Raw genomic sequence first — 23,649 nt, forward strand, 5'->3', positions numbered from 1 at the left:
TCGGGTACGCCACCTGCTGGGCCACTGATCGACCGCAGCCCGCCCACCATCGATGGGGCGACGCCCGACACGACGCCACCAGGCCGGGCACCGGCCAGAAGCAGATGTTCGCCGGGCGCTTCGGGGACGGCGGCGTCCGGCCGGTCGGGTACGCCACCTGCTGGGCCACTGATCGACCGCAGCCCGCCCACCATCGATGGGGCGACGCCCGACACGACGCCACCAGGCCGGGCACCGGCCGCAGCCCGCCCGCCGGAGAACGCCGACCCCGCCGGGGGCCGCCACCAGCAGCCTCCGGCGGACCGGGCCCGGGGCGTCAGGCGTCCGAGTAGCTGAGGTCGCCGACCGACCAGGCGCTGATGTCGCCGATGGCGATGCGGTACATGCCGCCGGTGTGCGGGAGGCCGAAGTTGCCCTGGAGGATCCTCGCCCGGTGCAGGTGGAGGTGGGTGGGGCGGGCCGGGGGGCCTTCGGCGGGTGGGGCGAAGAGGGCGGCGAAGGGCTTCAGGTGGTCGGAGGCCTGGAGGACGTCGGCCACGCGTTCCCACCACAGGGCCACCGGGGCCAGCCTGCCGGTGATCACGGCGCCGGGGACGACCACCGTGAGGGACATCTGGTTGCTGTGCTCGGACTCGACCATTGCGGCGATCTCGACGAGCAGCCCATCGGGGTTCGACATGCTGCCCAGACTAGGACACACCCGCCGCGGCCACCCGCCTTCCCCCCGTGCGGCACGGAGCACCCGCACCGGCGGAGCGCCCGCACTCATAGGAATCTCAGAGGTTGAGGCGCTTGGCCGCCGCACTGACCCACCGTCAGAATTGTCGGCGCTTCGTCAAAACGGGAGCGGGTCCGGACCCCGTTCCCCTCTCCGGTGGGCTCCCAGCAGCCGGTCGTCAACCGTCTCGTCCCCCATACGAGGAGTTCACATGCTCGAAGAGCTGTCGCGGCTCGCCGAACGCGCCCGCCCCACGGTGCTCGGCCTGGCCCGGATCGCCGTCTCGCTCCTGTTCGCCTGCCACGGCGCAGCCACGCTGTTCGGGGTGCTCGGCGGCCCGCACGGCAAGGCCCCACAGGTCGGGGAGTGGCCGGGCTGGTGGGCCGCGCTGATCCAACTCGTGGGCGGTGTCCTGGTGTTGGCGGGCGTCGCGGTGCGCCCGGCGGCACTGGTGTGCTCGGGTTCGATGGCATACGCGTACTTCAGCGTGCACCAGGAGCACGCCCTGTGGCCGATCCAGAACGGCGGCGAGTCGGCCGCCATGTTCTGCTGGGCGTTCCTGCTGATCGCCGCCGTCGGACCGGGCGGCCTGGCCCTCGGCACGCTGCTCCGCCGCAACCCCCGGACCTCGGCCGCCGCCGCCACCGCCACCGCCTGACAACCCGCCGCACCCCCTCGCACCGGGCCCGCCGGAAGCCTCCCTCCGAGGCCGCCGGCGGGCCCTCCGCACGCCCCCCGGCCGTCCGCACGCCATCCCCGGGCCGCCCGCCGGGCCGCCCGCACGCCACCGCCCGGCCAGAACAGTCGGCATTCCCGCAGGTCAAGGGCCGAACGTCCCTCCTTCGAGCGGCCGAACAGTCCATGATCAACTCGTCTACGCCGATGGTTAACCTGACGTTCATGGAGTACATCAGCAGCGGAGCTCCGCGCACCGCCACCCCCACCCCCACCCACACCGCCACCCGCGCCACCGCCCTCACCACCGCCGGCGTCCACGACGAGGCCGGATTCAGCCCGGAGTACGATCGCCTGCTCGCCCGCCACCACGCGATGCGATTGCGCCGCAGCATCCTCGCCCCAACCGGCCGGTCAACCCCGCAGGGGCCGGCGGTGGAGCTTCCGGAGCCCGGGGACCGGGACCTGATCGTGCGCCACCTCGCCCCGCTGCTGCCGTTCGACGCGCTGATCGAGGTGCTGTACGACGCGATGTTCGTCCGGCGGCCGTTCCTGCGGCGGTTGTTCCCGGAGTCGATGGAGTTCCAGCGCCAGCACCTGGGGCACATGTTCCAGCACCTGATCGACCACCTCGACCGCCCGGTCGAGCTCGACGCCAGGCTGCGGGCGTTGGGCGCGGACCACCGCAAGCTCGGGGTGTGGCCGGCGCACTACGAGGCGTTCGAGGAGGCGCTGACCACCGCGCTGCGGGTGCGCGGCGGGAACGCCTGGACCGCGCAGGTCGAGGCGGCCTGGACGCGGATGCTGCGGTTCGCGGTGGCGGCGATGGTCGCGGGCGCGGAGGGTGCGGCCACCGAGCCGCCGTTCTGGCACGGCGAGGTGGTCGGGCACGAGCGGCGGCGTCCGGACCTGGCGGTGCTGCGGGTGCGCACCGGCGAGCCGTACCCGTACCGGGCGGGGCAGTACGCGGCGCTGGAGTCGCCGTTGCTGCCGCACAGTTGGCGGCCGTACTCGGTGGCGTGCGCGCCGCGCGAGGACCGGGTGCTGGAGTTCCACGTCCGCCGGACCTCGCCGGGCGGGCTGAGCGCGGCGCTGGTGGAGGGCACGGGTGTCGGCGACCAGGTCCGGGTGGGGCCGCCGCGCGGTTCGCTCTCGCTGGACGCCGACGGGGCGGACGTGCACCGCGATGTGCTGCTGGTGGGCGGCGGGACGGGGCTGGCGCCGATGAAGGCGCTGGCGGAGGAGTTCGCGGTGGCGCACCGCGCGCGTGGCCGCCGGGTGCGGCTGGTGGTCGCCGCGCGCGGCCGCGAGGAGCTGTACGACTGGCCGTCGCTGGTCGAACTCGCCGCCAACCGTTCCTGGTTGGAGCTGACGCCGGTGCTCGGACCGGACCTGGAGGGACTGGCGGCCCTGCTCCGCGGCCATCAGAGCGTGCCGGGGCTGGCGCTGCTCAGCGGCCCGCCGAGGATGGTCGCCGGGGCGCGTTCGCTGCTGCTGGACGCGGGTGTGCCGGACGACCGGATCCGCTACGACGGCGTGGCCGCCGCCGCGCGCTGACCGCCCGCAGGCGGCCGGTCAGCGCCACCGGGCCGCCGTCAGGCCCCGGCGGACGGGGCCGTTCGGCCCTTCCGCCGCCGTTTCCGACTTGGGGACAGTGACACCCAGGTCAACAGGTCAGCGTTGTCTGTGTCCGGCCCGCATTCGGCGGGCCGGTCGGGTTGGGCGTGGGTGCCCGGAGAGGCCGAGCGATGGAAACCGACGAGGTCATGCTGGCTGTCCGGCTCACCACCGCGGACCGGACGCTGCTGCGGCGTCTGGCACACGGGCACCGCGGCGATGTGTCCGAGGTGGTGGCGGACGCCCTGCTGGACGTACTGCCCGCCGTACTCACCGGCGGCACGCCCCAACTCGCCGACGAGCTGCGCCGGTTCGCGCCCTGCGCGGTGACGGTGTGGCTGCCGCCGGAGCTGGCCGAGCTGCTGCCCGCGCTGGCCGACCGGATGACGGACCTGAGCGGCGTCCGCCCGGGCACTCCGTGCGCGGCGCTGGGCGCGGCGGTCCGGCTGTGGCTGCGCCAGGACCCGGCCCTGCTGATGGCCGGCCTGCGCACGCTGCACGGCGCGGACGCCCGCCACCAGCACCACCACGCGGTCGCGGCCTGACGGCCCGTCCACCCACCTGCGGCGAACTGTCCGCTTCCCCCTGCGCACCCGACGGGCGTCCCTGCGACGCCCGTTCGCGTCCCCGCAGCACCGGCGCCCCGCTCGGCACCTCTCGGCATCCCTCGACACCCCTCGGCACCCCTCGACGCCCCGTCCCCTCAGCGTAGGGACGGCGCGCATTCGCGCTCTCCCGGCGCCGCGACCTGGTGGCCCGTCAGTCCCTGCCGTCCCCGGGCCGTTCGGCTCGGAGGGGCCCGTGGACCGGGGACGTCGGGCCGCCGGGGGCGGGACCATCGGCCCTGGGACCGCGACCCGTCCACGAACGAGCATGGATCGCCGCCGCTCGGCGAAGGTGCTCCACTCCCCGGAAGCACCCCGCGGACCGGGTGGTCCGGCATTGCGCCGCCGCCCGGTCGCGGGCGTCGCGTCGTCCGTCTCCTGTCATGGCGGGTGACGGCCCGTCGGGCGGTGGCGCCACCAGGTTCGGCAAGGACGAAGGAGGGCGGCCGATGGCTGCCATCGAGGCGAGTCGGGGGGCGGCCGAGGCCGCTCCACGACGCACACCGGGCAGCGCGATAGTGCGGATGCTCACCACAACCGATCACAAGACGATCGGCACGATGTATCTGGTCAGCGCATTCGCGTTCTTCCTGATCGGCGGCGTGCTGGCGTTGGTGATGCGGGCGGAGCTGGCCCGCCCGGGGACGCAGATCCTCTCCAACGAGCAGTTCAACCAGGCGTTCACCATGCACGGCTCGGTCATGCTGCTGCTGTTCGCGATGCCGCTGTTCACCGGTTTCGCGAACTGGATCATGCCGCTGCAGATCGGCGCGCCCGACGTGGCGTTCCCGCGGCTGAACATGCTGTCGTACTGGATGTTCATGTTCGGCTCGCTGATCGCGGCGGCCGGCTTCCTCACCCCGCAGGGCGCGGCCGACTTCGGCTGGTTCGCCTACGCGCCGCTGTCCGACGCCATCCACTCCCCCGGCGTCGGCGCCGACATGTGGATCATGGGCGTGGCGTTCAGCGGCTTCGGCAGCGTGCTGGGCGCGGTCAACTTCATCACCACGATCATCTGCATGCGCGCGCCCGGCATGACCATGTTCCGGATGTCGATCTTCGCCTGGAACGTGCTGCTGACCTCGCTGCTCGTGCTGATGGTCTTCCCGGTGCTGGCGGCCGCGCTGCTCGCCCTGGAGATGGACCGCAAGTTCGGGTCCCACGTCTTCGACCCGATGAACGGCGGGCCGATGCTGTGGCAGCACCTGTTCTGGTTCTTCGGCCACCCCGAGGTGTACATCCTGGCGCTGCCGTTCTTCGGCATCGTCTCGGAGATCGTCCCGGTGTTCAGCCGTAAGCCGATGTTCGGTTACTCGGGCCTGATCGCCGCCACCATCGCGATCGCCGGCCTGTCGGTGACGGTGTGGGCGCACCACATGTACGTCACCGGCCAAGTGCTGCTGCCGTTCTTCTCGTTCATGACCTTCCTGATCGCCGTTCCGACAGGTGTGAAGTTCTTCAACTGGGTCGGCACCATGTGGAAGGGCTCACTGTCCTTCGAGACACCGATGCTGTGGGCGACGGGCTTCCTCGTCACCTTCATGTTCGGCGGTCTGACGGGCGTTCTGCTGGCCGCGCCGGTGCTGGACTTCCACGTCTCCGACTCGTACTTCGTGGTCGCGCACTTCCACTACACGCTGTTCGGCACCGTGGTGTACGCGATGTTCGCGGGCTTCCACTTCTGGTGGCCGAAGTTCACCGGCAAGATGCTGGACGAGCGCCTCGGCAAGATCACCTTCTGGACGCTCACCATCGGCTTCCACCTCACCTTCCTGGTCCAGCACTGGCTGGGCGCCCAGGGCATGCCGCGCCGCTACGCCGACTACCTGGCCGCGGACGGCTTCACCACCCTCAACATGATCTCGACCATCGGCTCGTTCCTGCTCGGCCTGTCGATCCTGCCGTTCCTCTACAACGTCTGGAAGACCGCCAAGTACGCGCCCAAGGTCGAGGCCGACGACCCGTGGGGCTGGGGCCGTTCGCTGGAGTGGGCGACCTCCTGCCCGCCGCCGCGGCACAACTTCAGCAAGCTGCCGAAGGTCCGCTCGGAGTCCCCGGCGTTCGACCTGCACCACCCGGACATCGCCGCCGCCGACTACATCGACAACCACGGCAAGCCGGCACCGCACCTCGGCGACGTCACCCCGGCCCGGTTCGACCTGCCGGAGCGCGAACGCAAGCGGCTCACCACGTCCTCCTCCGAGGACTGACCGTTCCGCCCGCCGCCGGCCCGTCCCCGGGCTGACGGACCCACGACCGCCGTCCCCGCCCCGCCGTATCTCCCGGTCCGGGCGGGGCGGGGACGGCACCCCTCAGCTCTGGAGGACCCGCCATGGCCCACCCCGTCCTGGCCCTCGGCACCGCCGCACTCACCGCCGCCGGCAGCGCCTGGTACCTGCCCGCGCTGCTCGACCTGCGGGCCGGCGCGGACCGCCCGCGCGCCGCCCGCCTGGCCGCCACCGGCTGCCTGCTCTGGTGGTGCGGACTGGCCGCGGCCGCGATCCTGCTCACCACCCCGCTCAGCTGGCACATCCCGGTCGGAGCGGCCCTCACCGGTGCCCTGTCGGGTGCGGCGCTGCGGGTCCTCGCCGCAGCCGAGCGGCGCGCCGACCGGCGCGAGCAGGACCGTGCCTGGGGCTCCCTGCCGTACGACCTGCCCTCCGTCCGCGGCGTGCGTCCCTCCGCCGCGACCGTCGGCTGGGTCACGGGCGGACTCGCCGTGGCCGCCGCGACCGCCGCCGCGACCCTGCTGGCGGGACGCCCGGGGCCGGCCGGTTCCGCCGTGGTCACTGTCGCCGGGTCGGTCGGACTGTGCCTGCTGATCCTGCTGGTCGCCCTGAACCGCACCCGCCCGCACTGAACCCCTTCTCCCCCGAAGGAAGGATCGCCATGGACGTCGCCGAGTCGATCACCCTGCACCCGGCCGGCCTGCCGGGCGAGGCGGCCGCTCTCGCCAGGGCCCGGGTCGCCACCGTCGCGCAGGACGCCTCCGCCCTGGTCGAGGCCGTCCGGATCCGCCTGACCGGCGCACCGGGGCGGGTACTCGCCCAGGTCAACGCCGAGGTGGACGGGCGCCGGGTCCGGGTCCAGCTGGCCGCGCGCGGCATCGGCGAGGCCGCCGACCGGCTCGCCGAGGGGCTGCGCCAGCGCATCCGCACCGTCTCCGCCAGCTGGCGGCCGCGGCCCTGGCCCGCCGCGGGCGACCGCGCGGTCGGCGTTCCGGCGACCGGCACCGAGCACATCGTCCGGATCAAGTCGGCGCCGCTGGTGTGGTGTTCGCCCGACGCGGCGGTCCGCACCCTGGACGCCATGGACTACGACATCCACCTGTTCACCGACCCGGCCACCGAGACCGACGCGGTCGTCCACCGAGTGGGCCCCACCGGCTACCGCCTGGCCCGCACCCTCCCCGCCGCACCCCCGGCGCGCCCCGCCACCCCCCTCACCCTCAGCCCCCACCCGGCCCCGCAGCTGAGCGACCGCCAGGCCGCCACCCGCCTCACCGCCGCCGAGCTCCCCTACCTCTTCTTCACCGACCCCGTCACCCGCCGCGGCCGCCTCCTCTACCGCCGCCTCGACGGAGACCTGGCACTGGTCGTCCCGGCCTGAAAACCCGGCCGAGACCCCGGCCCGCACCGCGTCCAGTACTGCCCGGGCTGGCAGCTCTGACGGTCCGTGCGATGGCAAAGCGCAGGCAAAGTACGATGGTTGCCGTTCGAGACCCGACTCTGTGAGGAGTGCCCCCGGATGGTGTTCAAGCGACTTCTCGGTGCCCTGGGCGTCGGCGGGCCCACCGTCGACACGGTGCTGTCCACCCCGTCCGTCCAGCCCGGCGGCATCGTGCACGGCCAGGTCAACCTGGCCGGCGGCGAGCGCGACGCCGAGATCAACGGCATCACGCTCGGGCTGGTCGCCCGGGTCGAGGTCGAACACGAGGACGGCGAGAGCCACACCGTCCAGGAGTTCACCCGGGCACAGGTCTGCGGCCCGCTGCGGCTGGCCGCCGGGGAGCGGCGCGCCGTCCCGTTCGCGCTGCCGGTGCCGTGGGAGACGCCGCTGACGGCGGTCGGGGGCCACCACCTGGCGGGCATGGCGCTCGGTGTCCGCACCGATGTGGACATCGCCGGTCAGCTGGACCGGGGGGACAGCGACCCGCTCACGGTGGAGCCGCTGCCGGTGCAGCAGCGGGTGCTGGAGGCGCTGGCCGCGCTCGGCTTCCACTTCCACCGGGCCGACCTGGAGGCTGGCCGGATCCACGGCACCGGCCAGACGCTGCCGTTCTACCAGGAGATCGAGTACAAGGCGGCGCCGCAGTTCGCCCGGCGGTGCAACGAGATCGAGCTGTCCTTCGTCACCGCGCCCCACCAGGTCGAGGTGGTGCTGGAGTTCGACAAGCGCGGCATGTTCCACAGCGGCGACTCGGTGCGCACGTTCCGGCTGGACCACGCCTTGGGTCAGCACGACCTGACCGGCACGGTGGACGGCTGGATCCGCGGCGTCCTCGGCCACTAGAAACCGCCGCCCGGGCCCGGGCCTTCGGAGCTACAGCCAGTCGCGCTTCTTGAAGATGAGGTAGAGGCTGCCGCAGACCAGGCCCATCAGGCCGATCGCGAAGGGGTAGCCGAAGGCCCAGTGGAGTTCCGGCATTTCGTCGAAGTTCATGCCGTAGACGGTGCCGATGAGGGTGGGGGCGAACAGGATCGCGGCCCAGGAGGAGATCTTCTTGATCTCGTCGTTCTGGGCGTGGCCGGCCTCGGCGAGTTGCTTCATCTCCTCGTTCTGGCGCTGGGAGACCAGGGTGGCGTTGACGGTGAGGATGTTCTGGAGCATCTGCCGGAAGCCGTCGACCCGTTCGGCGGCGTAGGTGGCGTGGTCGGCGACGTCGCGGAGGTAGCGCTGGAGTTCCTCGTCGGTGCCGTACTTCTGGAAGCCGGCTTCGAGGGCGCGCATGATCTCCAGCAGGGGGCCGGTGGCGCGCTGGAGTTCGATGACCTCGCGGGAGAGCTCGTAGATGCGGCGGGAGACCCGGGGGTCGCCGCCGAAGACCTCGGTCTCGATCTCGTCGATGTCGTGCTGGAGGCCCGCGATGACGGGGGCGTAGCCGTCGACGACGGCGTCCAGGACGGCGTAGAGGACGGCTTCGGGGCCGAGGGCGAGCAGCTCGGGGTCGGCTTCGAGGCGGCCGCGGATCATCGAGAGGTCGGGCGACTGGGAGTGCCGGACGGTGAGGACGAAGTCGGGGCCGACGAAGAGGTGGATCTCGCCGAAGTCGACCTCCTCGACGTCGTCGAGGTAGCGGGCGGCGCGCAGCACGACGAACAGGGTGTCGCCGTAGCGTTCCAGCTTGGGGCGCTGGTGGGCGACGATGGCGTCCTCGATGGCGAGTTCGTGGAGGTCGAACTTCTCGGCGGCCTCCAGGAGTTGGGACTCGGCGGGGCGGAAGAGGCCGATCCAGGCCATGGTGCCGGGCTTGCCGGGGAGTTCGCGGTAGATCTCGGCGAGGCTGCCGGGGGTCTCTATCCGGCGGCCGTCGCGGTAGACGGCGGCGTCGACAACGGAGCGTTCCAGCGTGACGGGCCCCTGGTCGTCGGCGTTCTGGTCGGAGCGCGGGTCCATGGAGTGTTCGGGGGCCGCGGAGTGGTCGGTGACGAGCCGGGGGCTGCGGCTGAAGGGTCGCTTGCTCGCGCGCACGGCGCGCACACGCCAGTCGGACATGGCGGGTACCTCCACGGGTCTGGGTCCGTCACGCCCGCACGGTGGCGGGGGGACGGCCGGCCCCGGGTGGCCCGTCCGCACGGCAGGGCCGGGGAACGCGGGGCGTTCAGCGGGCGATGCGCGGGCGGGGGTTCCGGTGGCCGGGAACGGGTGAGAACTTCCCGGAGCGGGGCCGACTTCGGCCCGGACTACTGCACTCCACGGCTCTCACCTCCTCACCTTCCGGACGCACCCCGGCGTCGCGACCGCCGCCAGTCTAGCCCCGCACTCCCCCACCCACCGGCCCCGGGGGACACCCGCCCGGCCTCCCGGGCCCCGCCGGGCACGCCGCGGCCCGGCCACGCGGGCGCGTGTCCGGGCCGTGCGGAAGAGCGTCAGGCGTCGGCGGGCAGCGGGGCGGCGGGGCCGACCAGGCCGACGGCGCGCAGGTCGTGTGCCGGAACGCGGCGGGGACGGTCTCGTTCAGCGCGGCGGTGTCCTCGGCGATGCGGCTGGGCCGGCTCGCGCCGGGCGTGGATCAACCCGGCGCGTTGTCCTCCAGGAGTTCTTGGGTGCGCCGCAGCAGCGCCTGCCGCACCTCCTCCGGTGCCAGCACCCGCAGGGGTGTCGCGAGGCCGAGCAGGTACCTGGCGAGGCCGTCCGCGTCGGGGCCGCCGATCTCGGCGATGGTGGCGTCGGGGCCGTCCGGACGGTGGGTGCCGACGCTGGGCGGGATCAGCCGCAGCGCCCGGTCGAGCGGCAGCGGGAGCCGGATCGTCACGTGGAGCGGGTAGGTGGCGCGTCCGAGGGAGTCGGCGACCAGCAGCGCCGGGTCGGGCGGGTCGCCGAGTTCCACCGGGTGTCCGGTGGGGCGGATCCGACCGACCCGGTCGGCCCGGAAGGTCCGCCACTCGCCGCGCGCCACGTCCCGGGCGACGAAGTACCACCGGCGCCCGGTGCTGACCAGCCGGTACGGATCGACCTCCCGGACGGTGGCCTTCCCGTCCCGGTCGCGGTACGAGAGGCGGCTGCGCTCGCCCCGCCGGCACGCGGCGGCCAGCTCCAGCAACCGGCCGGGCGCGAGCGGCGGTTCGCCCGGCCTGGGGGTGTGCGCCAGGGCGGCGTCCAGTTCGCCCAGCCGGTCCGCGATGCGCGGCGGCAGGACCTGCCGCAGCTTCAGCAGCGCCGACAGCGCGGCCTGATCGCCTCCGAGTGCGCCGCTGAGCGCGGCCTCGCGCAGCCCGACGGCCACTGCGAGCGCCTCCTCCTCGTCGAGGATCAGCGGCGGGACCCGTGCCCCGGCGCGCAGCCGGTAGCCGCCCCACGGGCCCGCGTCGGACTCGACGCCGTAGCCGAGGTCCCGGAGCCGGGCGATGTCCCGCCGCACCGTGCGGTCGGTGACGGCCAGCCGCTCGGCCAGTTCGCCGCAGGTCCACGAGGGCCGGGTGGACAGCAGGGAGACCAGGCGCAGCAGCCGGGCGGAGGTGGTGAGCACGCCCCGAAGTGTGCCGCACGACCAGGACCGGACCTGTCCTGGTCCGGTCGTAGCGTCTCCCCCCATGAGCACCGGAACCACTGAGAACACCTCCGCGATCCGCTATTGCGCCGTCACCTTCGACTGCGCGGACCCGGCCGAACTGGCCCGCTTCTACGGCGACGCGCTCGGCCTGCCCGTCGTGTACTCCACCGACGGGTTCGTCCTGCTCGGCCAGGAGGGCGCGGCCGGCCTCGGGTTCAACCGGGTCGCCGACCACCGCCCGCCCTCCTGGCCGGACGAGTCCGGGGCGAAGCAGGCGCACCTCGAACTGGGCGTCGACGACCTGGACGCCGCGCAGGCCCGGCTGGTCCGACTGGGCGCCGTCGTCCCCGAGTTCCAGCCGGACCCGGACCGCTGGCGGGTGCTGCTGGACCCGGCCGGCCACCCGTTCTGCCTCTCCTGCCTGGTCTGAGCGCGGCCCCGGTCAGCCCAGCAGGGCACCCAACGGGCCGGCGATCAGGTGGTACTGGGCGAGGAAGGCCGTGAACGCGCAGCAGGCCAGCGCGGTCGCGGTCATCGCGAGGCGGCCGGGCAGGCGCCACCAGTGGCGCAGCCAGCCGGCCACCGCGCCGGCGGTGACCGCGAGGGCGGCGAGCGGGAAGGCCGCGCCCCACCAGGTGGGGGCGAGGGCGAGCGGGGTGCCCAGCGGGACGGCCTCCATCATGGCGTTGCCGTCGGAGACCAGGGCCAGCAGTGCGGTGAGGAATCCGGCGGCGAGCAGCCCGGCGAGGGCGGCTGCGGCGCGGGCGGCCTGTGCGGGTCGCGGGTGGGCGGGGCGCCGGCGCAGTCGGCGGCCGAGCGCGGTGGCGGGGACGGCGACGGCCGCGCCCAGCAGCACGGTCAGGGCCACGCCCAGCACGGCCAGGCGCGGGCCGGGCCGATTCCGCCAGGTCAGTGCCCGGTAGGCGGTGGACGGGTTGTCGGAGGAGGTCAACACCCCGTTGCGGAACGCGATTTCGGCCTGCCCGTCGCGTTCCCGGTAGCGGCCGTCCCCGAGCGGCAGCCAGTGCTGTTCGGGGTGCCGGGGGTCGAGCGCGAGGCCTTCGGTGCGCAGGCCGCTGCCCTCGGGGGTGACGGTGACCGAGCCGAACAGTTCCTCGGTGCGCATCAGGCTGTCCCGGCTGACGCGGGCGGCGCGGTACGCCCCGGCGACCTTCCCGGCCTCCGCCGCACTCCCCGGACTTCCGCCTCCTGCAGGCGGCTTAGCGCCGGGGAGGGCGTCGACCACGGCGCGGATCAGTTCCTTGCCGTCCGACCACACCGAACTCGACCTCGACCGCGAACTCGTCTCCGCCCAGGCCCTGTTGGCCGCCGCCGGAATCGACCTCCGGCTCACCGGCACCCCCGACACCACCCCCGCCACCGCCCGCCCCCTCCTCGCGGCCGTCCTGCGCGAGGGCATCACCAACCTCCTCCGCCACAGCCGGGCCACCCACTGCACCCTCACCCTCCACCCCACCGGCCTCCGCCTCACCAACAACCACCCCCACCCGGGCCCCCACCACCCCGGCCACGGCACCCCCAACCTCACCACCCGCGCCACCCCCCACCACGCCACCCTCACCACCGGCCCCCACCCCCCGAACCACTGGACGCTGGCCGTCACCCTCCCGACCTGACGGCGCGCGAACACCGTCGTAGGTCAGGTGGTTCAGATCGCCGCCGCCACCGCCGCCGCCGCGTGGATCCGGGTGGTGGGAAAGACCGGCACCGGGCTGTCCTCGGCGCCGATGAGCAGTTCGATCTCCGTGCAGCCGAGGATCACCCCCTGCGCCCCGGCCGCCACCAGGTCGGCGATCACCTTCCGGTACGCCTCGCGGGACTCCTGCCGGACCACGCCCATGCACAGTTCCTGGTAGATCACCCGGTGCACCAGCTCCCGCCCGGCCGCGTCGGGCACGATCACGTCGAGTCCGTGCCGGGCCAGGCGGTCCCGGTAGAAGTCCTGCTCCATGGTGAAGGCGGTGCCGAGCAGCCCGACCCGCCGAACTCCCGCCGCCCGTACGGCTTCCGCGGTGGCGTCGCCGAGGTGCAGCAGCGGGATGCCGATCGCCGCGGCGACCTGATCCGCGACCTTGTGCATGGTGTTGGTGCAGATCAGCAGCAGGTCCGCGCCGCCCGCCTCGACGGACTGCGCGGCGGCCGCGAGCAGTTCGCCCGCCGCCTGCCACTGCCCGGTGGCCTGGAGTTGCTCGATCTCCGCGAAGTCCACGGAGTGCAGCACGCACTTGGCGGAGTGCAGCCCGCCGAGCCGTTCCCGGGTGAGCTCGTTGAGCAGCCGGTAGTACTCCGCCGTGGATTCCCAACTCATGCCGCCGAGCAGCCCGATCGTCTTCATCGTGTCACTCTGCCACACCCCGGCCGGCCCGCCGGCCCCACGCCCGCCTGCCCCGCGCCCGCGCACGCCCCCTCGCCGGAGCTCGCACCTCAGTGCGCCGGTGGGTCGGGCGATCGGGGAACGTTTTCGCCGGGAATGCCCCTGGATGAACCAATCGCACGACCCGGGAGAGTGTCCGGTGACCGAAGTGATCCCCCCGAACGGCAGCCCCACCGACCCCACCGCATCTGAACCCGCCGGGCCCGTGGTCGTCTTCGACGCACCGTTCTCGGACCGCTCGCAGTGGGCGGCCGGCACCTCCTCCGCGTACCCGCCCGACGGGCGCAACAGCGGCGACAACAAGCTGGACCACCTGGTGCCGGGCTTCGGTCCGGACGGCGACACCTTCACGGCGGTGCGCGAGAACCCGTTCAGCTGGCGGACGCCGCTGGTGACCACCGAGAACACCCAAGGCGGCTTCGAACTCCGGCCGGAGGACGTACTGGAGGCACAGTGCCTGCTGACGGCCACCCAGGGCACCTGGCCGGCGATCTGGACGTGGGGGCGCGACCTCGGCGGGGGCCGTTCCCAGCCGGGGCACGGCGAGGTGGACGTGCTGGAGTACCACCCGGACCACCCGCGGATGCTGGAGCTGAGCAACCACGTCAACCCGGGCAACCCGGCCTACCTCGACGGGCTCGTCACCCCGGGCACCTGGTTCACCGTCAGCTGCCGCTTCGGCACCCACTCGGTGGTCTGGTCGGTCGACGGCCGGGAGGTGCACGCGGACGGCCAGGGCGTCGGCACCGACTGGTGGGCCTGGATCATCGTCAACCTGTCCGTTTCGGCCGGCCAGTGGGGCCACCTGCGCCCCCGCCCCGACGTCCGCCGGATCTCCTGGCAGGTCCGGGGCCTGCGCGTGCTGCGCGACAGCCCGACGCCCACAGCGCTCTGACGGACAGCCGGCCGCCCGGGCGGTTCTCCGCGCGGCCACTGCGCACACCGCTCCTGAACACCCGCGACCCACCGTGCTACCGGGCGACCCCGGCGGGCAGCCAGCCGGCCTCGCGGGCGATCCGGACGGCGTCCAGGCGGGTCCGGGCATCGAGCTTGACCTGGGCGGCGGCAAGGTAGTTGCGGACGGTTCCGGCCGACAGGTGCAGGCGCTTGGCGATCTCCTGCGGCTCGCAGCCGTCCGCCGCCAGCGCGAGCGCCTGCGCCTCGCGCTCGGTGAGCGGGCTGGCGGGGGCGGTGAGGGCGCGGGCGGCGAGTTCGGGGTCGATCGCGGTGCCGCCGGCCGCGACCGTCCGGATCGCTTCGGCGAGCCGCTCCGGCGGGGCGTCCTTCGGCATGAACCCGGTCGCCCCGGCGGCGAGCGCCGCCCGCAGCACCTCCGGCCGCCGGTGCGCCGTCAGGATCAACACCCCGCAGCCGGGCAGCCGTTCACGCAGCGCGGCCGCGTTCGTCAGGCCGTCCGTCCCGGGCATGTCGACGTCCAGCACGGCGACGTCGGGCCGGTGGGCGAGGGCAGCGGGGAGGACGTGGTCGCCGTGCCCGGTGTCGGCCACCACCTCGATGTCACCGGCGTCGGAGAGCAACGCCCGCAGGGCGCCGCGCACCAGGTGCATGTCCTCGGCCAGCAGCACTCTCACCATGGCGTCCCGATTCCCCCCGTCGGCGCGAAGCGCCCAGAATACCCGCGCCGCAGCTGACGCCCCGCCGGGCCGCCCAACGGCCCGCTGCCAGCTGAGAACGGGAGGTCGGACCCCGTTTTCCGGCCCCCGTCGCACGGCCGCCGGACCGGAATGATGAACTGGAGGGATGAGCACCGACCTGAAAACCATCGAGCCACCGCTGCCCGGGACAGCCGTCGAGCGCCGTCCCGCCCCGGTCGTCCGGTGCCGTCGGTGCCACCGGCCGCTGCGTTCCCCCGAGTCCCGGTGGGAGAAACTCGGCAAGCACTGCGCCGACGAACCCGAGCGCACCCGGGTCTACGTCATCGACCAGGACCAGCTCCCCGGCACCTGACAGCCCCTCCCCCGGAAAGCGTCAGCACATCCGCGAGCTCGCAGCCCGGAACCGTCGCCGGGTGCACCGGCGGCCCGTCCCACTCCGCGCGGCGCTCGCGCTCCCGCACCGCGCCCTCGAACACCGCCGCGCGCACCGCCCGCGCCAACCGCGCCCCCCAGTACGAGCGCGGGCCGCCGAACGGCTCGACGGGCTCACCGGCCACCGGCGTCCGCACGGCCACGCAGATCGCGTCCGACGGGGTGCCCGAGCAGTCGTGACCGGCCTCCAGCAGGGCCTGCACCTTCGCCTCGGTGGCCGTCGCCAGCAGGTTCACCAGCCCGGCGTCCGCCACCGCCGCCGGGACCACCGCCAGCACGTTGATCGTCCCGGGGACGTAGGAAGCCTTGGCGGACACTGGAGTTGACGATCCGTCAGATTCGGCTTCGCCGGGCGCGGCCGCCCAGGTCGGTACGCCGATCCCGGTGGTGACCACGGCCGTCACGCCGCCGTCCTCCGCCCAGCTGCAGGCGTCCACCTCCGCGGCCGTCATCAGGCCCACGCCAGGGCCCACCAGGCCCTGCGCGGCGGCGAGTTCGGCCAGGTGCGCGTCCGGGTCGAGGCGCCCGTACCCGGCGCGGACCTGCGCGTTGAGGACCCAGTGGCGCTCGCCCAGGCCGCCGCCGAGCACCCCGGAGCTGACCATCCGCCAACCCGGGCCGGCCCGCCACACCAACAGGTGCCGGCAGCCGCCGTCCTCGATCCGCCCGGCCCGCTGCACCGTCACCAGCCGCCCGTCCACACCCGCCACCTCCACCACCCGCTCCAACACCACCCGCTCCGGACCGGGGGAACGTTCCCGTCCGCCGTCGAACGGCCACCCAATCACACCGCCCCGCCGACCTGGCACGGGGATTGGCCGCGACGCGACCCGATGCGGCAGAGTGTCCGCCATGACCGCGCAGCCCTCCGCCCCCGTCTCCGCCTCCCGCGCCCCGGCGGCCGGCGCCCGCCGCCGCCCGGTGCAGCAGCGCAGCCAGGAGCGGTACGAGCGGCTGCTGGACGCGTGCGCGGGCCTGCTCGACGAGGTCGGCCCGGCGGGGCTGACCACCAAGGAGGTCGCGCTGCGCGCCGAGGTGCCGATCGGCACCCTGTACCAGTTCTTCTCCGGCAAGGAAGGCCTGCTCGCCGCGCTCGCCGAACGCAACCTGGCGTACTTCCTGGACGGCCTGGCCCGCCGGGTGGACGCCGCCGGCCGGCCGGGCGTCGCCGAGTTCACCGACCTCGCGGTCGAGGAGTTCGTGGCAATGAAGCGCACCCTCCCCGGTTTCGGCCACCTCGACTTCGGCCTGGTCGACGCCGTCCCCGTCGAGATCGACGACCTGCACCTGCTGGACGCCGAGCTCGACAACAACGCGGCCGTCGCCCTGCGCCTGCGCACCATCAGCGGCGAACTGTTCGCCGCGCCCGGCTACGCCCTCGCCCTGCGGGTCGCCATGGAGTGCGCCGACGCCGTGCTCAAGCTCGCCTTCCGCGCCGACCCGGACGGCGACCCGCAGCTGATCGCCGAATGCAAGCGCCTGGTCCGCAGCTACCTCGCCACCCCGCCGGCCGCCGGCTGAGCTGCGGGCCCGAGCATCCGCGCCGCCCCTCGACCGCGCCGCCCTTCGCCGCCGCCGCCCTTCGACCCCGCCGCCCGGTGACCGCGCCGCCCCGCACGGGCCAGCCCCGCACGGCCCGGCGCCACGTGGGCGCACCGCCGCACCCGAACCCGCCACCCTGTGACCGCGCCGCCGCACACCGTGGGCTGACCGGTTCCGCCATTGCACGGCCCGGAGCGCCGCCGCACAGTGGAATCAGGGGCTCGCCCCCGTCCCACCGGTACCGCCGAACCGCAGGAGCAGCGATGCAAGCCACAGTGGGAGACCACGTTCACATGTACAGCAGGTCGGTCGGCATGCACGACCGCAGGGGCGAGATCGTCGAGGTGCGCGGCACCGACGGCGAACCGCCGTACCTGGTCCGCTTCGAGGACGGCCATTCCGGCCTCGTCTACCCCGGCCCCGACTGCGTCGTCGAGCACCGGCTCGCCGAGGAGCAGCGCTGATCCCGGGCCACGGCCCGGTGGGAGGAACGGTCCGTCTTGCCCCCGCCCCTACCGGGCCCACTGGCCCAGCTCGCCCCGCTGCTGGACGACTACGGCTATCTGGCGGTCGGCGTCCTGGTGTTCCTCGACAACTGCCTGATCCCGGTGCCCGGCCAGACCATCCTGGTGCTGGCCGCCGTGTACGCGGGCGCGGGGCGGCTCTCGTTGCCGGTGGTGCTGACCGTCGCGGTGCTGGCCGCGTTCGCCGGTAACGCCCTGGCCTACCTGATCGGCCGCACCGGCGGCCTGGCATTCGTCCACCGCTGGGGGCGCTATCTGCGGCTCACGCCGGAACGGATGGCCCGCGCCGAGGACTTCTTCCGCCGCCGCGGCACCCTGGTGGTCACCGGCGCCCGCTTCGTGGACGGGCTTCGCCAGACCAACGGCGTGGTCGCCGGCACCACCGAGATGCCGTTGCGGCGCTACCTGCCCGCCAACGCGGCGGGCGCCGCGCTGTGGGCGGGCGTCTGGGCGATGGTCGGTTACTTCTCGGGCAGCAACATCACCGTCCTGTACCGGCAGGCCGTCCGCTACCAGGTCCTGCTGCTGGTCTCCGTCCTTGCCGTGCTCGCCCTGCTCGCGACCCGCGCCTGGCTGCGCCACCGCCGCCGCCCACCACAGGACACCGCGGGCCGGATCCCGCACCAGGACAACGGCGAGGACGTCCCGGCCGACGGCAACGGCCACCGCTGACACGCCCTTGGACGTACTCCGGTGCGGGTGGACGCCCTGCTCGCCGTACTCCGCCGCCACCCCTGCGCGGCCACCACGCTCCCGAAACCGGGCGCGCCACCGCCCTGACCGACTTCAACCCCGGCCTGCTGACCACCTCACTGGACCTGCTCCCGGCAGGACCCCACCCACAGCGACCCGGCCCAGGACGACCCGGCCCCGGGGCTCAGCGGAACGTGATCACCTCGAAGGACGCGGCGAAGGCGGTACCGAGCCGGCTCCCGGCGGCGCGGCCCATGGACTCCAGGAACTCGGCGGCGTTGGCCATCTGCCCGCCCAGGCCCTCCAGGTAGGCACGGTGGGCCTCCAGCGAGGCGACCCCGGCAGCAAACGTCTCGGTGGTGTCGACGGCGTGCTGCCCGTCCGGTGAGCCGGCCGCCCAGAGCTGGCGGACACCGTTCCACGGCCGGTGGCCCTCGGCCGTGAGCTCGCGGAACACCCAGCGGTTCCCGGCGTCCCGCACCGCGTCCAGCGCGGCCCGGCCGACGGCGATGTGGTCGGCCTGGTTGGGGAACACGCCGCCGTAGGTGTCGCGGAAGTTGGTGGTGATCACAATGTCGGGGCGGTGCCGGCGGATCGCCCGGGCCAGGTCACGGCGCAGTGGCAGCCCGTACTCGACGGTGCCGTCCGGGTAGCCGAGGAACTCGACGGTGTCGACGCCGACCACGGCCGCGGACTCGACCTGTTCGCGTTCGCGTATCGGCCGGCACTGCGCGGGCTCCAGGCTGTCGATGCCGGCCTCACCGCTGGTGACCATCAGGTAGCTGACGCGTTTGCCCTGGCCGGTCCAGCGGGCGACGGCGGCGGCCGCGCCGTACTCCATGTCGTCGGGGTGGGCGACGATCGCGAGGGCGCTGTCCCAGTCCTCGTCCAGCGGGAGGTACGGGGGCTGCTCGGCGGGGGTGCTCATGGTGGCGCCTTCCTTGTTCGGTCCCGACCGGCTCAGTTCGCGGTGCGGATCGAGTAGTTGAAGTCGGCGTGGCCGAAGTGCCGCATCAGCCGCATCCAGAACGGCATCAGCATCTCCATCCCCCGGGCGGCGTCGATCCCGCCGAGGTCGAGGATCCGCTCGGCGGGCCAGCCGAACTCGCCGAGCAGCGCCGTGACCTGCGCCTTGGCCTCGGCGTCCTGGCCGGCCACGAACAGCTGGTGCTCACCCGGAACCCGGCTGGGCTCCACCATCACGGTCACGGTCACGGTGTTGAGCGCCTTCACCACCCGGGTTTCGGGCAGGGCCCGCTGCAACTGCTCCCCCACGCTGTCGTCGTTGACCGGGTCGAGGGTCATCTCCCCGGTCGGCGAGAACACCAGCGGGTTCGAGACGTCCAGCAGGACCTTCCCGGCGAGGTTCTCCGCACCGGCGAGCTCCACGGCGGCGAGCGCGACGGTACCGGCCGTGGCGTTGATGACGAGCTCGCCGAACGCGGCGGCGTCCGCGAAGGTCCCGGCCCGGCCGCGCGGGCCGTTGCGCTCCGCCCAGTCGATGGCGGCGGCGTTGTCCTTGCTGCGCGACCCGAGCGTGACCTCGTGGCCCAGGGCGACCAGCTTGGCACCGAGCGTCTGGCCGACCGTACCGGTACCGATGATTCCGATCCGCATTGCTACTCCGTCCCCGTCTGTCCGACCGGCTCGTTTCTGTCCGACCGGCCCGTCCAGGACCGGCCCGTCCAGGACCGGCCCCACAAGCCGAACGCACCTTACCCGAGCCGCCACTGACACACAGTCAGTCAGCCTCCCCCATCTCTCCCGGCACGCTCACCCCCCGCCCACTACCATGCGACTCCCACCGCCCCCACGCCACCCGCACCGCCCGCACCCGCGCGCGCCACCGCATGCGCAAACCCGCACTCCGGAGGGGCGGAAAGCGCTTACCAACTGGGTGTCCGACCCGTTGACGCCCCAACGGGAAAGCGCTTACCGCCCGCACCCGGAAAGCGCTTTCCCAGTCCCTGCCCCGCACCCACTCCCCTCCCGGAGGCGTCGTGTCCTGCCTGCCCTTCGGGCAACGCCGGCCCGATCACCGCCTCGGCGCCGTGCTCGGTGCTGGTCCGCGAGTCGGGCGGCACCGTGAGCATCTCGGTGGCCGACCCGTCCCGCACCGTCGCCACGGTGCGGGTGACGGTGGCCCGCCCGGGCTACGTCACGGCGGACCCGGCGACCGGTGTCACGGTGCTCGCCACCGGCCCCTCGGTCCAACTGCTCGCGGAACTCGGCGGCACCCAGAGCGCCGCCCGCACCGTGACACTGCGCACCTCGGGCCCGGCGGCGGCCGCGAACGCGGTCCTGCTGGCCCCGGTGCAGGACACCTACGTACGGGACGGCTCGTACGCCGACACCAACTACGGAACGGCCACCATCCTGACGGTGAAGAACACCAACACCTCGGGCTCCGGCTTCTCCCGGCGGGCACTATTCGCCTTCGACACCTCGCAGTTGACGGGCAAGGTACGGCGTGCGGTGCTCTGGGTGCGCGGCGTCGTCGCGGACTCGGGCGGCACCGAAACGGACCTCCAGGCCTTCGCCACCGCGCCCGGCGCCTGGCGCCTGGCAGGAGACAGCCGCCACCTGGAACCGCTGCCCCGCCTGCTGCCCCGCCCCGGGTGCCGCCCTCGGCACGGGCCGGATCTCCACCGCCGCCGACTGGGTGGCCCTGGACGTCACCGCCGCCGTCACCGCCGACCCGGCACTCACCCTGACAGTCGGCCGGCCCGCGGGCCGGGTGGGCCTGGCGGTCAACCTCAACAGCCGCGAGAACGCCGCCTGTCCGCCCGTCCTCCAGGTGGTCACCACGGGCTGACCGAGCACCCATGTTGACGTCCAACTCCGTGCCTCATACGCGGAGTTGCGAAACGAACAAGTGGGCGCACCGTCCCCTGTTCCAGTGAATTCCCGGATGCTCTGTTGTCGACCGATCCGCCCGGCTCCTACCGTCGATTCCATGGCAATACGTTGGCGTTCTGTCACCCGCATCGCCGCAGTCGCGGCGACCGCCACCGGCGTCCTCACCCTCGCAGCGGCCCCGGCCGGCGCGTTCTCCCAGTCCTTCGGCAGCGGCTCCTACCACGCCAGTAAGGACTTCACCCCCTCCTCGGGCAGCATCAGGATCGGCGGAAAGGGCTGCGCCGGCGGCGCGGCCCGCAGTTTCTACGTCCAACTCGTCCGGACCCACAACAGCTCCAAGGTCTTCTCCAGCTACAGCTACGGCGCGGACGGCCGAAGCCACACCGACCCGCGCCACATCGCCGTGAACACCGGAACCTCCTACTACCTCCGCTGGTTCGGCAAGGACAACGGCGGCCACAACGCCTCCGCCCCCTGCGCATCCGCCTACACCGCATAACCCCACCACCCCACCGCCCCACCTACCCACGGCCGGCCCCGGCTCCTCGACCCCGGGACCGGCCGTGTGCTTCAACTGCCTGGAAACTCCCCCGACTTCGAGGCGAAGCCGCACGACGCCACTGAGCGCCCACACCCTGACGTCCACCACCGCGCGCCTGCGCACACCGCCCAGCCGCTTGCCTCAACTAACTGGCAGAACCCGCAACTTCGAGGCAATGCAATGTCACCCCCTCCTACCCCACGACACCTCTGACCCGCCCGCGCCCGACCGTGAACATGCCCACCCCCCGGTCACGACGCGTCCGCCCCTGCGCGGCCGCTTCCACCGCGCACCCCACCCACGGCCGGCCCGATTCCCTCGGCGCCAGGGCCGACCGTTTGCTTCAACTTCCCGGAGGAACCCGTGACTTCGAGGAGCGTTCTGGTCGCCTTCTCCTGCCTCACCGCACTACTGACCGCCTGCGCCCCGACCCGCGCCACCGCGCCACCGACCGTGGACATCTCCGCGGCCCCCGTCGCGCTGATCGGCGAAGGCACCCAGGACGGAGTCCCCTGGCGGGTGGACCTGGTGTCCGTCGGGGGCGAGCTCTGCACCCAGGCCACCGTCGCCGGACACCCGGCCGGCAGCGGCTGCGACCCGCCCGTCTCCCGCGCGGCCCCGCTCAACGTCGCCCTGGACGCCTTCGACCCCCGCGTCCTACTCATCTACGGCGCCGCCGACCCCACCGTCGCCCACCTCACCGCCAGCCCCCCGCAACCCGTCCCCCTCACCCGCCCCCACAACGGCCGGGCCTTCTTCGCCTACGCCGTGGTCCCCGGCACAGCCGTGGACCTGGCCGCCTTCGACGCCGACGGGCGGCAGCTCTGGTCGGCAGCCGAAAAGATCCGCGACTTCGAGGCACCCTGACGCCCCACCCCCCACTATCGGGGCGCGACGAGCCGCCGGTGCCGACAGGCACGCTTCTGCCACCGCCGGACGCACCGCAACGCCAACCCGAACACCGTCCCGACGCCCACCGGAGCTTCGGCGAACACCACGATCGTCAACCCCGTCCGAACCCCGTCCGGAAACACCGGAACGACACCCCCGGCCGCCGCCGCAAAGATCGCCTCCCCCAGCAGGAAGACCGCGGCCGTACTCCCCGAACTCATGATCGCGATTGCGAGGCCGCCTGCTCGCACCACCCGACTACGGGGTGGACCACACGCTGGTCGACCCGCCGAGCGGCGAGTGCATCAGCTTCGGCCTCCCCGCGGCCGGCGCAGACAACGAGACGGACAGCACGGCGACCGTCTACAGAACACCGACTGCAGCGGCACCCCCCTGGACATGCTTCCGCCCAACACCGGAATGTCCTGGGGCTCCGTCCGCCCCAACGCTGTCCGATTCAACTTCCTCCAGTACCCCGGCTGTAGACCGTTGTCCTCATGGCTGTACGGCGGCTTGGCGGCGGCGGTAGTGGGAGTTGCGGGCGCGGGCCTGGTGTCGCCGCCGCCACTGTGACCAGCGGAAGCGGTGTCCGAGGCTGCGGATCGGGCTGATCCACGTGGTGAACAGCCCCGGCGCCCCGACGGGTGATCCGCAGCAGCCGCTGCCCTCGTCGTTGTCGATCTCGCGCACGCGTACACGTTCAGCCACCCGAGCACCCTGACACGGCGCGCCGCCGGGCACGGAACCCGGCGGCGCGTCACCTCACAACAGGCCGGACACCAACTGATCCGGTGTCATACGCCGGTGGTGCCGTCGATGCGCTCCCGGAGCAGGTCGGCGTGGCCGTTGTGACGGGCGTACTCCTCGATCATGTGGACGTAGATCCAGCGGAGGTTGACGTCCTGCTCCATGAAGCGGCCGGTATCGGTCAGAGCTCGGTCGGCACAGAGCTCGCGGGCGCGGGCGATCTCCGCGTGCCAGGTGGCGAGAGCGTCGTGCAAGGTGGCGCCCTGGGCCAGTTCGAAGCCGCCGTCGGGGGCATTCGGGTCGGCCTGCGGGTCGTAGATGGGCGGGGCCTGTTCTCCGGCAAATACTCGGCGGAACCAGTTCCGCTCCACCTCCGCCATGTGCTGGACGAGGCCGGTCAATGTGAAGCCGGACGGTGGCACGGACGCGACGGCGGCCTGCTCATCATCCAGGCCCTCGCACTTCATGGCGAGGGTGACGCGGTGAAAGTCGAGCCAGCTTTCGAGCGTGGTGTGCTCGTCGGCGTTCAGGGGCGGCAAGGGGCGTTCGATGGCGCTCATCGGTCGATTATCGCAGCAGCC

28 protein-coding genes and 1 pseudogene are annotated in these 23,649 nt (G+C 73.3%); 17 read left to right on the forward strand and 12 right to left on the reverse strand.

Annotated elements, in window-relative coordinates; genetic code table 11:
• Positions 1-316 precede the first annotated feature (316 nt).
• Complete coding sequence (locus ACZ6R9_RS15940; protein ID WP_380480904.1) at positions 317-679, reverse strand: hypothetical protein; 363 nt, start codon at positions 677-679, stop codon at positions 317-319.
• Positions 680-929: 250 nt separating this feature from the next.
• Between ACZ6R9_RS15940 and ACZ6R9_RS15945 the strand changes: the two genes are divergently transcribed.
• From ACZ6R9_RS15945 to ACZ6R9_RS15975, 7 genes are all read left to right on the forward strand, one after another.
• Complete coding sequence (locus tag ACZ6R9_RS15945) at positions 930-1,376, forward strand: DoxX family protein (RefSeq protein WP_465538583.1); 447 nt, start codon at positions 930-932, stop codon at positions 1,374-1,376.
• 242 nt (positions 1,377-1,618) lie between these two features.
• Complete coding sequence (locus ACZ6R9_RS15950) at positions 1,619-2,950, forward strand: globin domain-containing protein (RefSeq protein ID WP_465538584.1); 1,332 nt, start codon at positions 1,619-1,621, stop codon at positions 2,948-2,950.
• Positions 2,951-3,141: 191 nt separating this feature from the next.
• Positions 3,142-3,555, forward strand: a complete 414-nt coding sequence (locus tag ACZ6R9_RS15955) for a hypothetical protein (protein ID WP_380480897.1) — start codon at positions 3,142-3,144, stop codon at positions 3,553-3,555.
• Positions 3,556-4,064: 509 nt separating this feature from the next.
• The gene (ctaD, locus tag ACZ6R9_RS15960) at positions 4,065-5,825 is read left to right on the forward strand and encodes an aa3-type cytochrome oxidase subunit I (RefSeq protein ID WP_380480895.1); all 1,761 of its coding nucleotides are present in this window, start codon (positions 4,065-4,067) and stop codon (positions 5,823-5,825) included.
• A 122-nt stretch (positions 5,826-5,947) separates the two neighbouring features.
• A complete protein-coding gene (locus tag ACZ6R9_RS15965; RefSeq protein ID WP_380480893.1) occupies positions 5,948-6,475 on the forward strand; it encodes a hypothetical protein in 528 nt (175 codons plus the stop codon).
• Positions 6,476-6,504: 29 nt separating this feature from the next.
• Positions 6,505-7,224, forward strand: a complete 720-nt coding sequence (locus ACZ6R9_RS15970) for a sigma 54 modulation/S30EA ribosomal C-terminal domain-containing protein (protein WP_380480891.1) — start codon at positions 6,505-6,507, stop codon at positions 7,222-7,224.
• A 138-nt stretch (positions 7,225-7,362) separates the two neighbouring features.
• A complete protein-coding gene (locus ACZ6R9_RS15975; protein WP_380480889.1) occupies positions 7,363-8,127 on the forward strand; it encodes a sporulation protein in 765 nt (254 codons plus the stop codon).
• Between the two features lie 30 nt (positions 8,128-8,157).
• Here ACZ6R9_RS15975 and ACZ6R9_RS15980 read toward each other — a convergent pair whose 3' ends face one another.
• The 3 genes and pseudogenes from ACZ6R9_RS15980 to ACZ6R9_RS15990 all read right to left on the reverse strand — a co-directional run bounded on the left by ACZ6R9_RS15980 (position 8,158) and on the right by ACZ6R9_RS15990 (position 10,804).
• Positions 8,158-9,330, reverse strand: a complete 1,173-nt coding sequence (locus tag ACZ6R9_RS15980) for a magnesium and cobalt transport protein CorA (RefSeq protein ID WP_380480887.1) — start codon at positions 9,328-9,330, stop codon at positions 8,158-8,160.
• A gap of 374 nt (positions 9,331-9,704) precedes the next feature.
• Positions 9,705-9,841 (reverse strand): annotated as a pseudogene (locus ACZ6R9_RS15985) (aldo/keto reductase); the annotation flags it as partial.
• A gap of 6 nt (positions 9,842-9,847) precedes the next feature.
• Positions 9,848-10,804: a helix-turn-helix transcriptional regulator gene (locus ACZ6R9_RS15990; RefSeq protein ID WP_465538585.1), complete on the reverse strand. Its 957-nt coding sequence runs from the start codon at positions 10,802-10,804 to the stop codon at positions 9,848-9,850.
• Between the two features lie 64 nt (positions 10,805-10,868).
• On the opposite strand from ACZ6R9_RS15990, the gene ACZ6R9_RS15995 reads away from it, so the two are divergent.
• Positions 10,869-11,258, forward strand: coding sequence for a VOC family protein (locus tag ACZ6R9_RS15995; protein WP_465538586.1), 390 nt, complete (start codon positions 10,869-10,871; stop codon positions 11,256-11,258).
• A gap of 12 nt (positions 11,259-11,270) precedes the next feature.
• On the opposite strand, the gene ACZ6R9_RS16000 is transcribed toward ACZ6R9_RS15995, so the two are convergent.
• Complete coding sequence (locus ACZ6R9_RS16000) at positions 11,271-12,107, reverse strand: hypothetical protein (protein WP_465538587.1); 837 nt, start codon at positions 12,105-12,107, stop codon at positions 11,271-11,273.
• On the opposite strand from ACZ6R9_RS16000, the gene ACZ6R9_RS16005 reads away from it, so the two are divergent.
• Positions 12,091-12,465: a sensor histidine kinase gene (locus ACZ6R9_RS16005; protein ID WP_465538588.1), complete on the forward strand. Its 375-nt coding sequence runs from the start codon at positions 12,091-12,093 to the stop codon at positions 12,463-12,465. The two genes, ACZ6R9_RS16000 and ACZ6R9_RS16005, sit on opposite strands and share 17 nt — an antisense overlap.
• Positions 12,466-12,497: 32 nt before the next feature.
• On the opposite strand, the gene ACZ6R9_RS16010 is transcribed toward ACZ6R9_RS16005, so the two are convergent.
• Positions 12,498-13,184 carry an aspartate/glutamate racemase family protein gene (locus ACZ6R9_RS16010; RefSeq protein ID WP_465538589.1) on the reverse strand — a complete coding sequence of 229 codons (687 nt, stop codon included), beginning with the start codon at positions 13,182-13,184 and terminating at the stop codon, positions 12,498-12,500.
• Positions 13,185-13,362: 178 nt separating this feature from the next.
• Between ACZ6R9_RS16010 and ACZ6R9_RS16015 the strand changes: the two genes are divergently transcribed.
• Positions 13,363-14,118, forward strand: a complete 756-nt coding sequence (locus ACZ6R9_RS16015) for a beta-glucanase (RefSeq protein ID WP_465538590.1) — start codon at positions 13,363-13,365, stop codon at positions 14,116-14,118.
• 76 nt (positions 14,119-14,194) lie between these two features.
• Here ACZ6R9_RS16015 and ACZ6R9_RS16020 read toward each other — a convergent pair whose 3' ends face one another.
• Positions 14,195-14,818 carry a response regulator transcription factor gene (locus ACZ6R9_RS16020; RefSeq protein ID WP_465538591.1) on the reverse strand — a complete coding sequence of 208 codons (624 nt, stop codon included), beginning with the start codon at positions 14,816-14,818 and terminating at the stop codon, positions 14,195-14,197.
• Positions 14,819-14,984: 166 nt separating this feature from the next.
• Between ACZ6R9_RS16020 and ACZ6R9_RS16025 the strand changes: the two genes are divergently transcribed.
• Complete coding sequence (locus ACZ6R9_RS16025) at positions 14,985-15,191, forward strand: DUF6011 domain-containing protein (protein ID WP_380480868.1); 207 nt, start codon at positions 14,985-14,987, stop codon at positions 15,189-15,191.
• Here ACZ6R9_RS16025 and ACZ6R9_RS16030 read toward each other — a convergent pair.
• Complete coding sequence (locus ACZ6R9_RS16030; RefSeq protein ID WP_465538848.1) at positions 15,160-15,999, reverse strand: adenosylcobinamide amidohydrolase; 840 nt, start codon at positions 15,997-15,999, stop codon at positions 15,160-15,162. The two genes, ACZ6R9_RS16025 and ACZ6R9_RS16030, sit on opposite strands and share 32 nt — an antisense overlap.
• Positions 16,000-16,123: 124 nt before the next feature.
• Here ACZ6R9_RS16030 and ACZ6R9_RS16035 point away from each other — a divergent pair, with 124 nt between their 5' ends.
• The 3 genes from ACZ6R9_RS16035 (at position 16,124) to ACZ6R9_RS16045 (ending at position 18,009) form a co-directional block, all read left to right on the forward strand.
• Positions 16,124-16,792 carry a TetR/AcrR family transcriptional regulator gene (locus tag ACZ6R9_RS16035; RefSeq protein WP_465538592.1) on the forward strand — a complete coding sequence of 223 codons (669 nt, stop codon included), beginning with the start codon at positions 16,124-16,126 and terminating at the stop codon, positions 16,790-16,792.
• A gap of 284 nt (positions 16,793-17,076) precedes the next feature.
• Entirely contained in the window at positions 17,077-17,277 is a 201-nt protein-coding gene (locus ACZ6R9_RS16040; protein WP_380480864.1) for a DUF1918 domain-containing protein, read from the forward strand.
• A gap of 36 nt (positions 17,278-17,313) precedes the next feature.
• On the forward strand, positions 17,314-18,009 hold the full coding sequence (locus ACZ6R9_RS16045; protein WP_380480862.1) for a DedA family protein: 696 nt from the start codon (positions 17,314-17,316) through the stop codon (positions 18,007-18,009).
• Between the two features lie 205 nt (positions 18,010-18,214).
• Here ACZ6R9_RS16045 and ACZ6R9_RS16050 read toward each other — a convergent pair whose 3' ends face one another.
• Positions 18,215-18,958, reverse strand: coding sequence for a PIG-L deacetylase family protein (locus tag ACZ6R9_RS16050; protein ID WP_465538593.1), 744 nt, complete (start codon positions 18,956-18,958; stop codon positions 18,215-18,217).
• A 32-nt stretch (positions 18,959-18,990) separates the two neighbouring features.
• Positions 18,991-19,647, reverse strand: coding sequence for an NADPH-dependent F420 reductase (locus ACZ6R9_RS16055; protein ID WP_380480858.1), 657 nt, complete (start codon positions 19,645-19,647; stop codon positions 18,991-18,993).
• A 417-nt stretch (positions 19,648-20,064) separates the two neighbouring features.
• Here ACZ6R9_RS16055 and ACZ6R9_RS16060 point away from each other — a divergent pair, with 417 nt between their 5' ends.
• From ACZ6R9_RS16060 to ACZ6R9_RS16070, 3 genes are all read left to right on the forward strand, one after another.
• Positions 20,065-20,862, forward strand: coding sequence for a CBM96 family carbohydrate-binding protein (locus ACZ6R9_RS16060; RefSeq protein WP_465538849.1), 798 nt, complete (start codon positions 20,065-20,067; stop codon positions 20,860-20,862).
• A 124-nt stretch (positions 20,863-20,986) separates the two neighbouring features.
• The gene (locus ACZ6R9_RS16065; RefSeq protein WP_380480854.1) at positions 20,987-21,388 is read left to right on the forward strand and encodes a hypothetical protein; all 402 of its coding nucleotides are present in this window, start codon (positions 20,987-20,989) and stop codon (positions 21,386-21,388) included.
• Positions 21,389-21,793: 405 nt separating this feature from the next.
• On the forward strand, positions 21,794-22,297 hold the full coding sequence (locus tag ACZ6R9_RS16070) for a hypothetical protein (RefSeq protein ID WP_380480852.1): 504 nt from the start codon (positions 21,794-21,796) through the stop codon (positions 22,295-22,297).
• Between the two features lie 519 nt (positions 22,298-22,816).
• Here ACZ6R9_RS16070 and ACZ6R9_RS16075 read toward each other — a convergent pair.
• The gene (locus ACZ6R9_RS16075) at positions 22,817-23,029 is read right to left on the reverse strand and encodes a hypothetical protein (protein WP_465538859.1); all 213 of its coding nucleotides are present in this window, start codon (positions 23,027-23,029) and stop codon (positions 22,817-22,819) included.
• A gap of 86 nt (positions 23,030-23,115) precedes the next feature.
• Complete coding sequence (locus ACZ6R9_RS16080) at positions 23,116-23,628, reverse strand: DinB family protein (RefSeq protein ID WP_380480846.1); 513 nt, start codon at positions 23,626-23,628, stop codon at positions 23,116-23,118.
• Positions 23,629-23,649: the final 21 nt, after the last annotated feature.

Source organism: Kitasatospora sp. NPDC048662 (genome assembly GCF_055587065.1).

Excerpts from the sequence above, each read along its gene's own strand:
- ACZ6R9_RS16035 (WP_465538592.1), top strand. The coding sequence starts at position 16,124 with ATGACCGCGCAGCCCTCCGCCCCCGTCTCCGCCTCCCGCGCCCCGGCG.
- ctaD (WP_380480895.1), top strand. The coding sequence starts at position 4,065 with ATGGCTGCCATCGAGGCGAGTCGGGGGGCGGCCGAGGCCGCTCCACGA.
- ACZ6R9_RS16055 (WP_380480858.1), bottom strand. The coding sequence starts at position 19,647 with ATGCGGATCGGAATCATCGGTACCGGTACGGTCGGCCAGACGCTCGGT.
- ACZ6R9_RS15965 (WP_380480893.1), top strand. The coding sequence starts at position 5,948 with ATGGCCCACCCCGTCCTGGCCCTCGGCACCGCCGCACTCACCGCCGCC.
- ACZ6R9_RS16050 (WP_465538593.1), bottom strand. The coding sequence starts at position 18,958 with ATGAGCACCCCCGCCGAGCAGCCCCCGTACCTCCCGCTGGACGAGGAC.
- ACZ6R9_RS16010 (WP_465538589.1), bottom strand. The coding sequence starts at position 13,184 with ATGAAGACGATCGGGCTGCTCGGCGGCATGAGTTGGGAATCCACGGCG.
- ACZ6R9_RS16080 (WP_380480846.1), bottom strand. The coding sequence starts at position 23,628 with ATGAGCGCCATCGAACGCCCCTTGCCGCCCCTGAACGCCGACGAGCAC.
- ACZ6R9_RS15970 (WP_380480891.1), top strand. The coding sequence starts at position 6,505 with ATGGACGTCGCCGAGTCGATCACCCTGCACCCGGCCGGCCTGCCGGGC.
- ACZ6R9_RS16025 (WP_380480868.1), top strand. The coding sequence starts at position 14,985 with ATGAGCACCGACCTGAAAACCATCGAGCCACCGCTGCCCGGGACAGCC.
- ACZ6R9_RS16020 (WP_465538591.1), bottom strand. The coding sequence starts at position 14,818 with ATGGTGAGAGTGCTGCTGGCCGAGGACATGCACCTGGTGCGCGGCGCC.
- ACZ6R9_RS15980 (WP_380480887.1), bottom strand. The coding sequence starts at position 9,330 with ATGTCCGACTGGCGTGTGCGCGCCGTGCGCGCGAGCAAGCGACCCTTC.
- ACZ6R9_RS16065 (WP_380480854.1), top strand. The coding sequence starts at position 20,987 with ATGGCAATACGTTGGCGTTCTGTCACCCGCATCGCCGCAGTCGCGGCG.
- ACZ6R9_RS15975 (WP_380480889.1), top strand. The coding sequence starts at position 7,363 with ATGGTGTTCAAGCGACTTCTCGGTGCCCTGGGCGTCGGCGGGCCCACC.
- ACZ6R9_RS15945 (WP_465538583.1), top strand. The coding sequence starts at position 930 with ATGCTCGAAGAGCTGTCGCGGCTCGCCGAACGCGCCCGCCCCACGGTG.
- ACZ6R9_RS15950 (WP_465538584.1), top strand. The coding sequence starts at position 1,619 with ATGGAGTACATCAGCAGCGGAGCTCCGCGCACCGCCACCCCCACCCCC.
- ACZ6R9_RS15940 (WP_380480904.1), bottom strand. The coding sequence starts at position 679 with ATGTCGAACCCCGATGGGCTGCTCGTCGAGATCGCCGCAATGGTCGAG.
- ACZ6R9_RS15995 (WP_465538586.1), top strand. The coding sequence starts at position 10,869 with ATGAGCACCGGAACCACTGAGAACACCTCCGCGATCCGCTATTGCGCC.
- ACZ6R9_RS16040 (WP_380480864.1), top strand. The coding sequence starts at position 17,077 with ATGCAAGCCACAGTGGGAGACCACGTTCACATGTACAGCAGGTCGGTC.
- ACZ6R9_RS15955 (WP_380480897.1), top strand. The coding sequence starts at position 3,142 with ATGGAAACCGACGAGGTCATGCTGGCTGTCCGGCTCACCACCGCGGAC.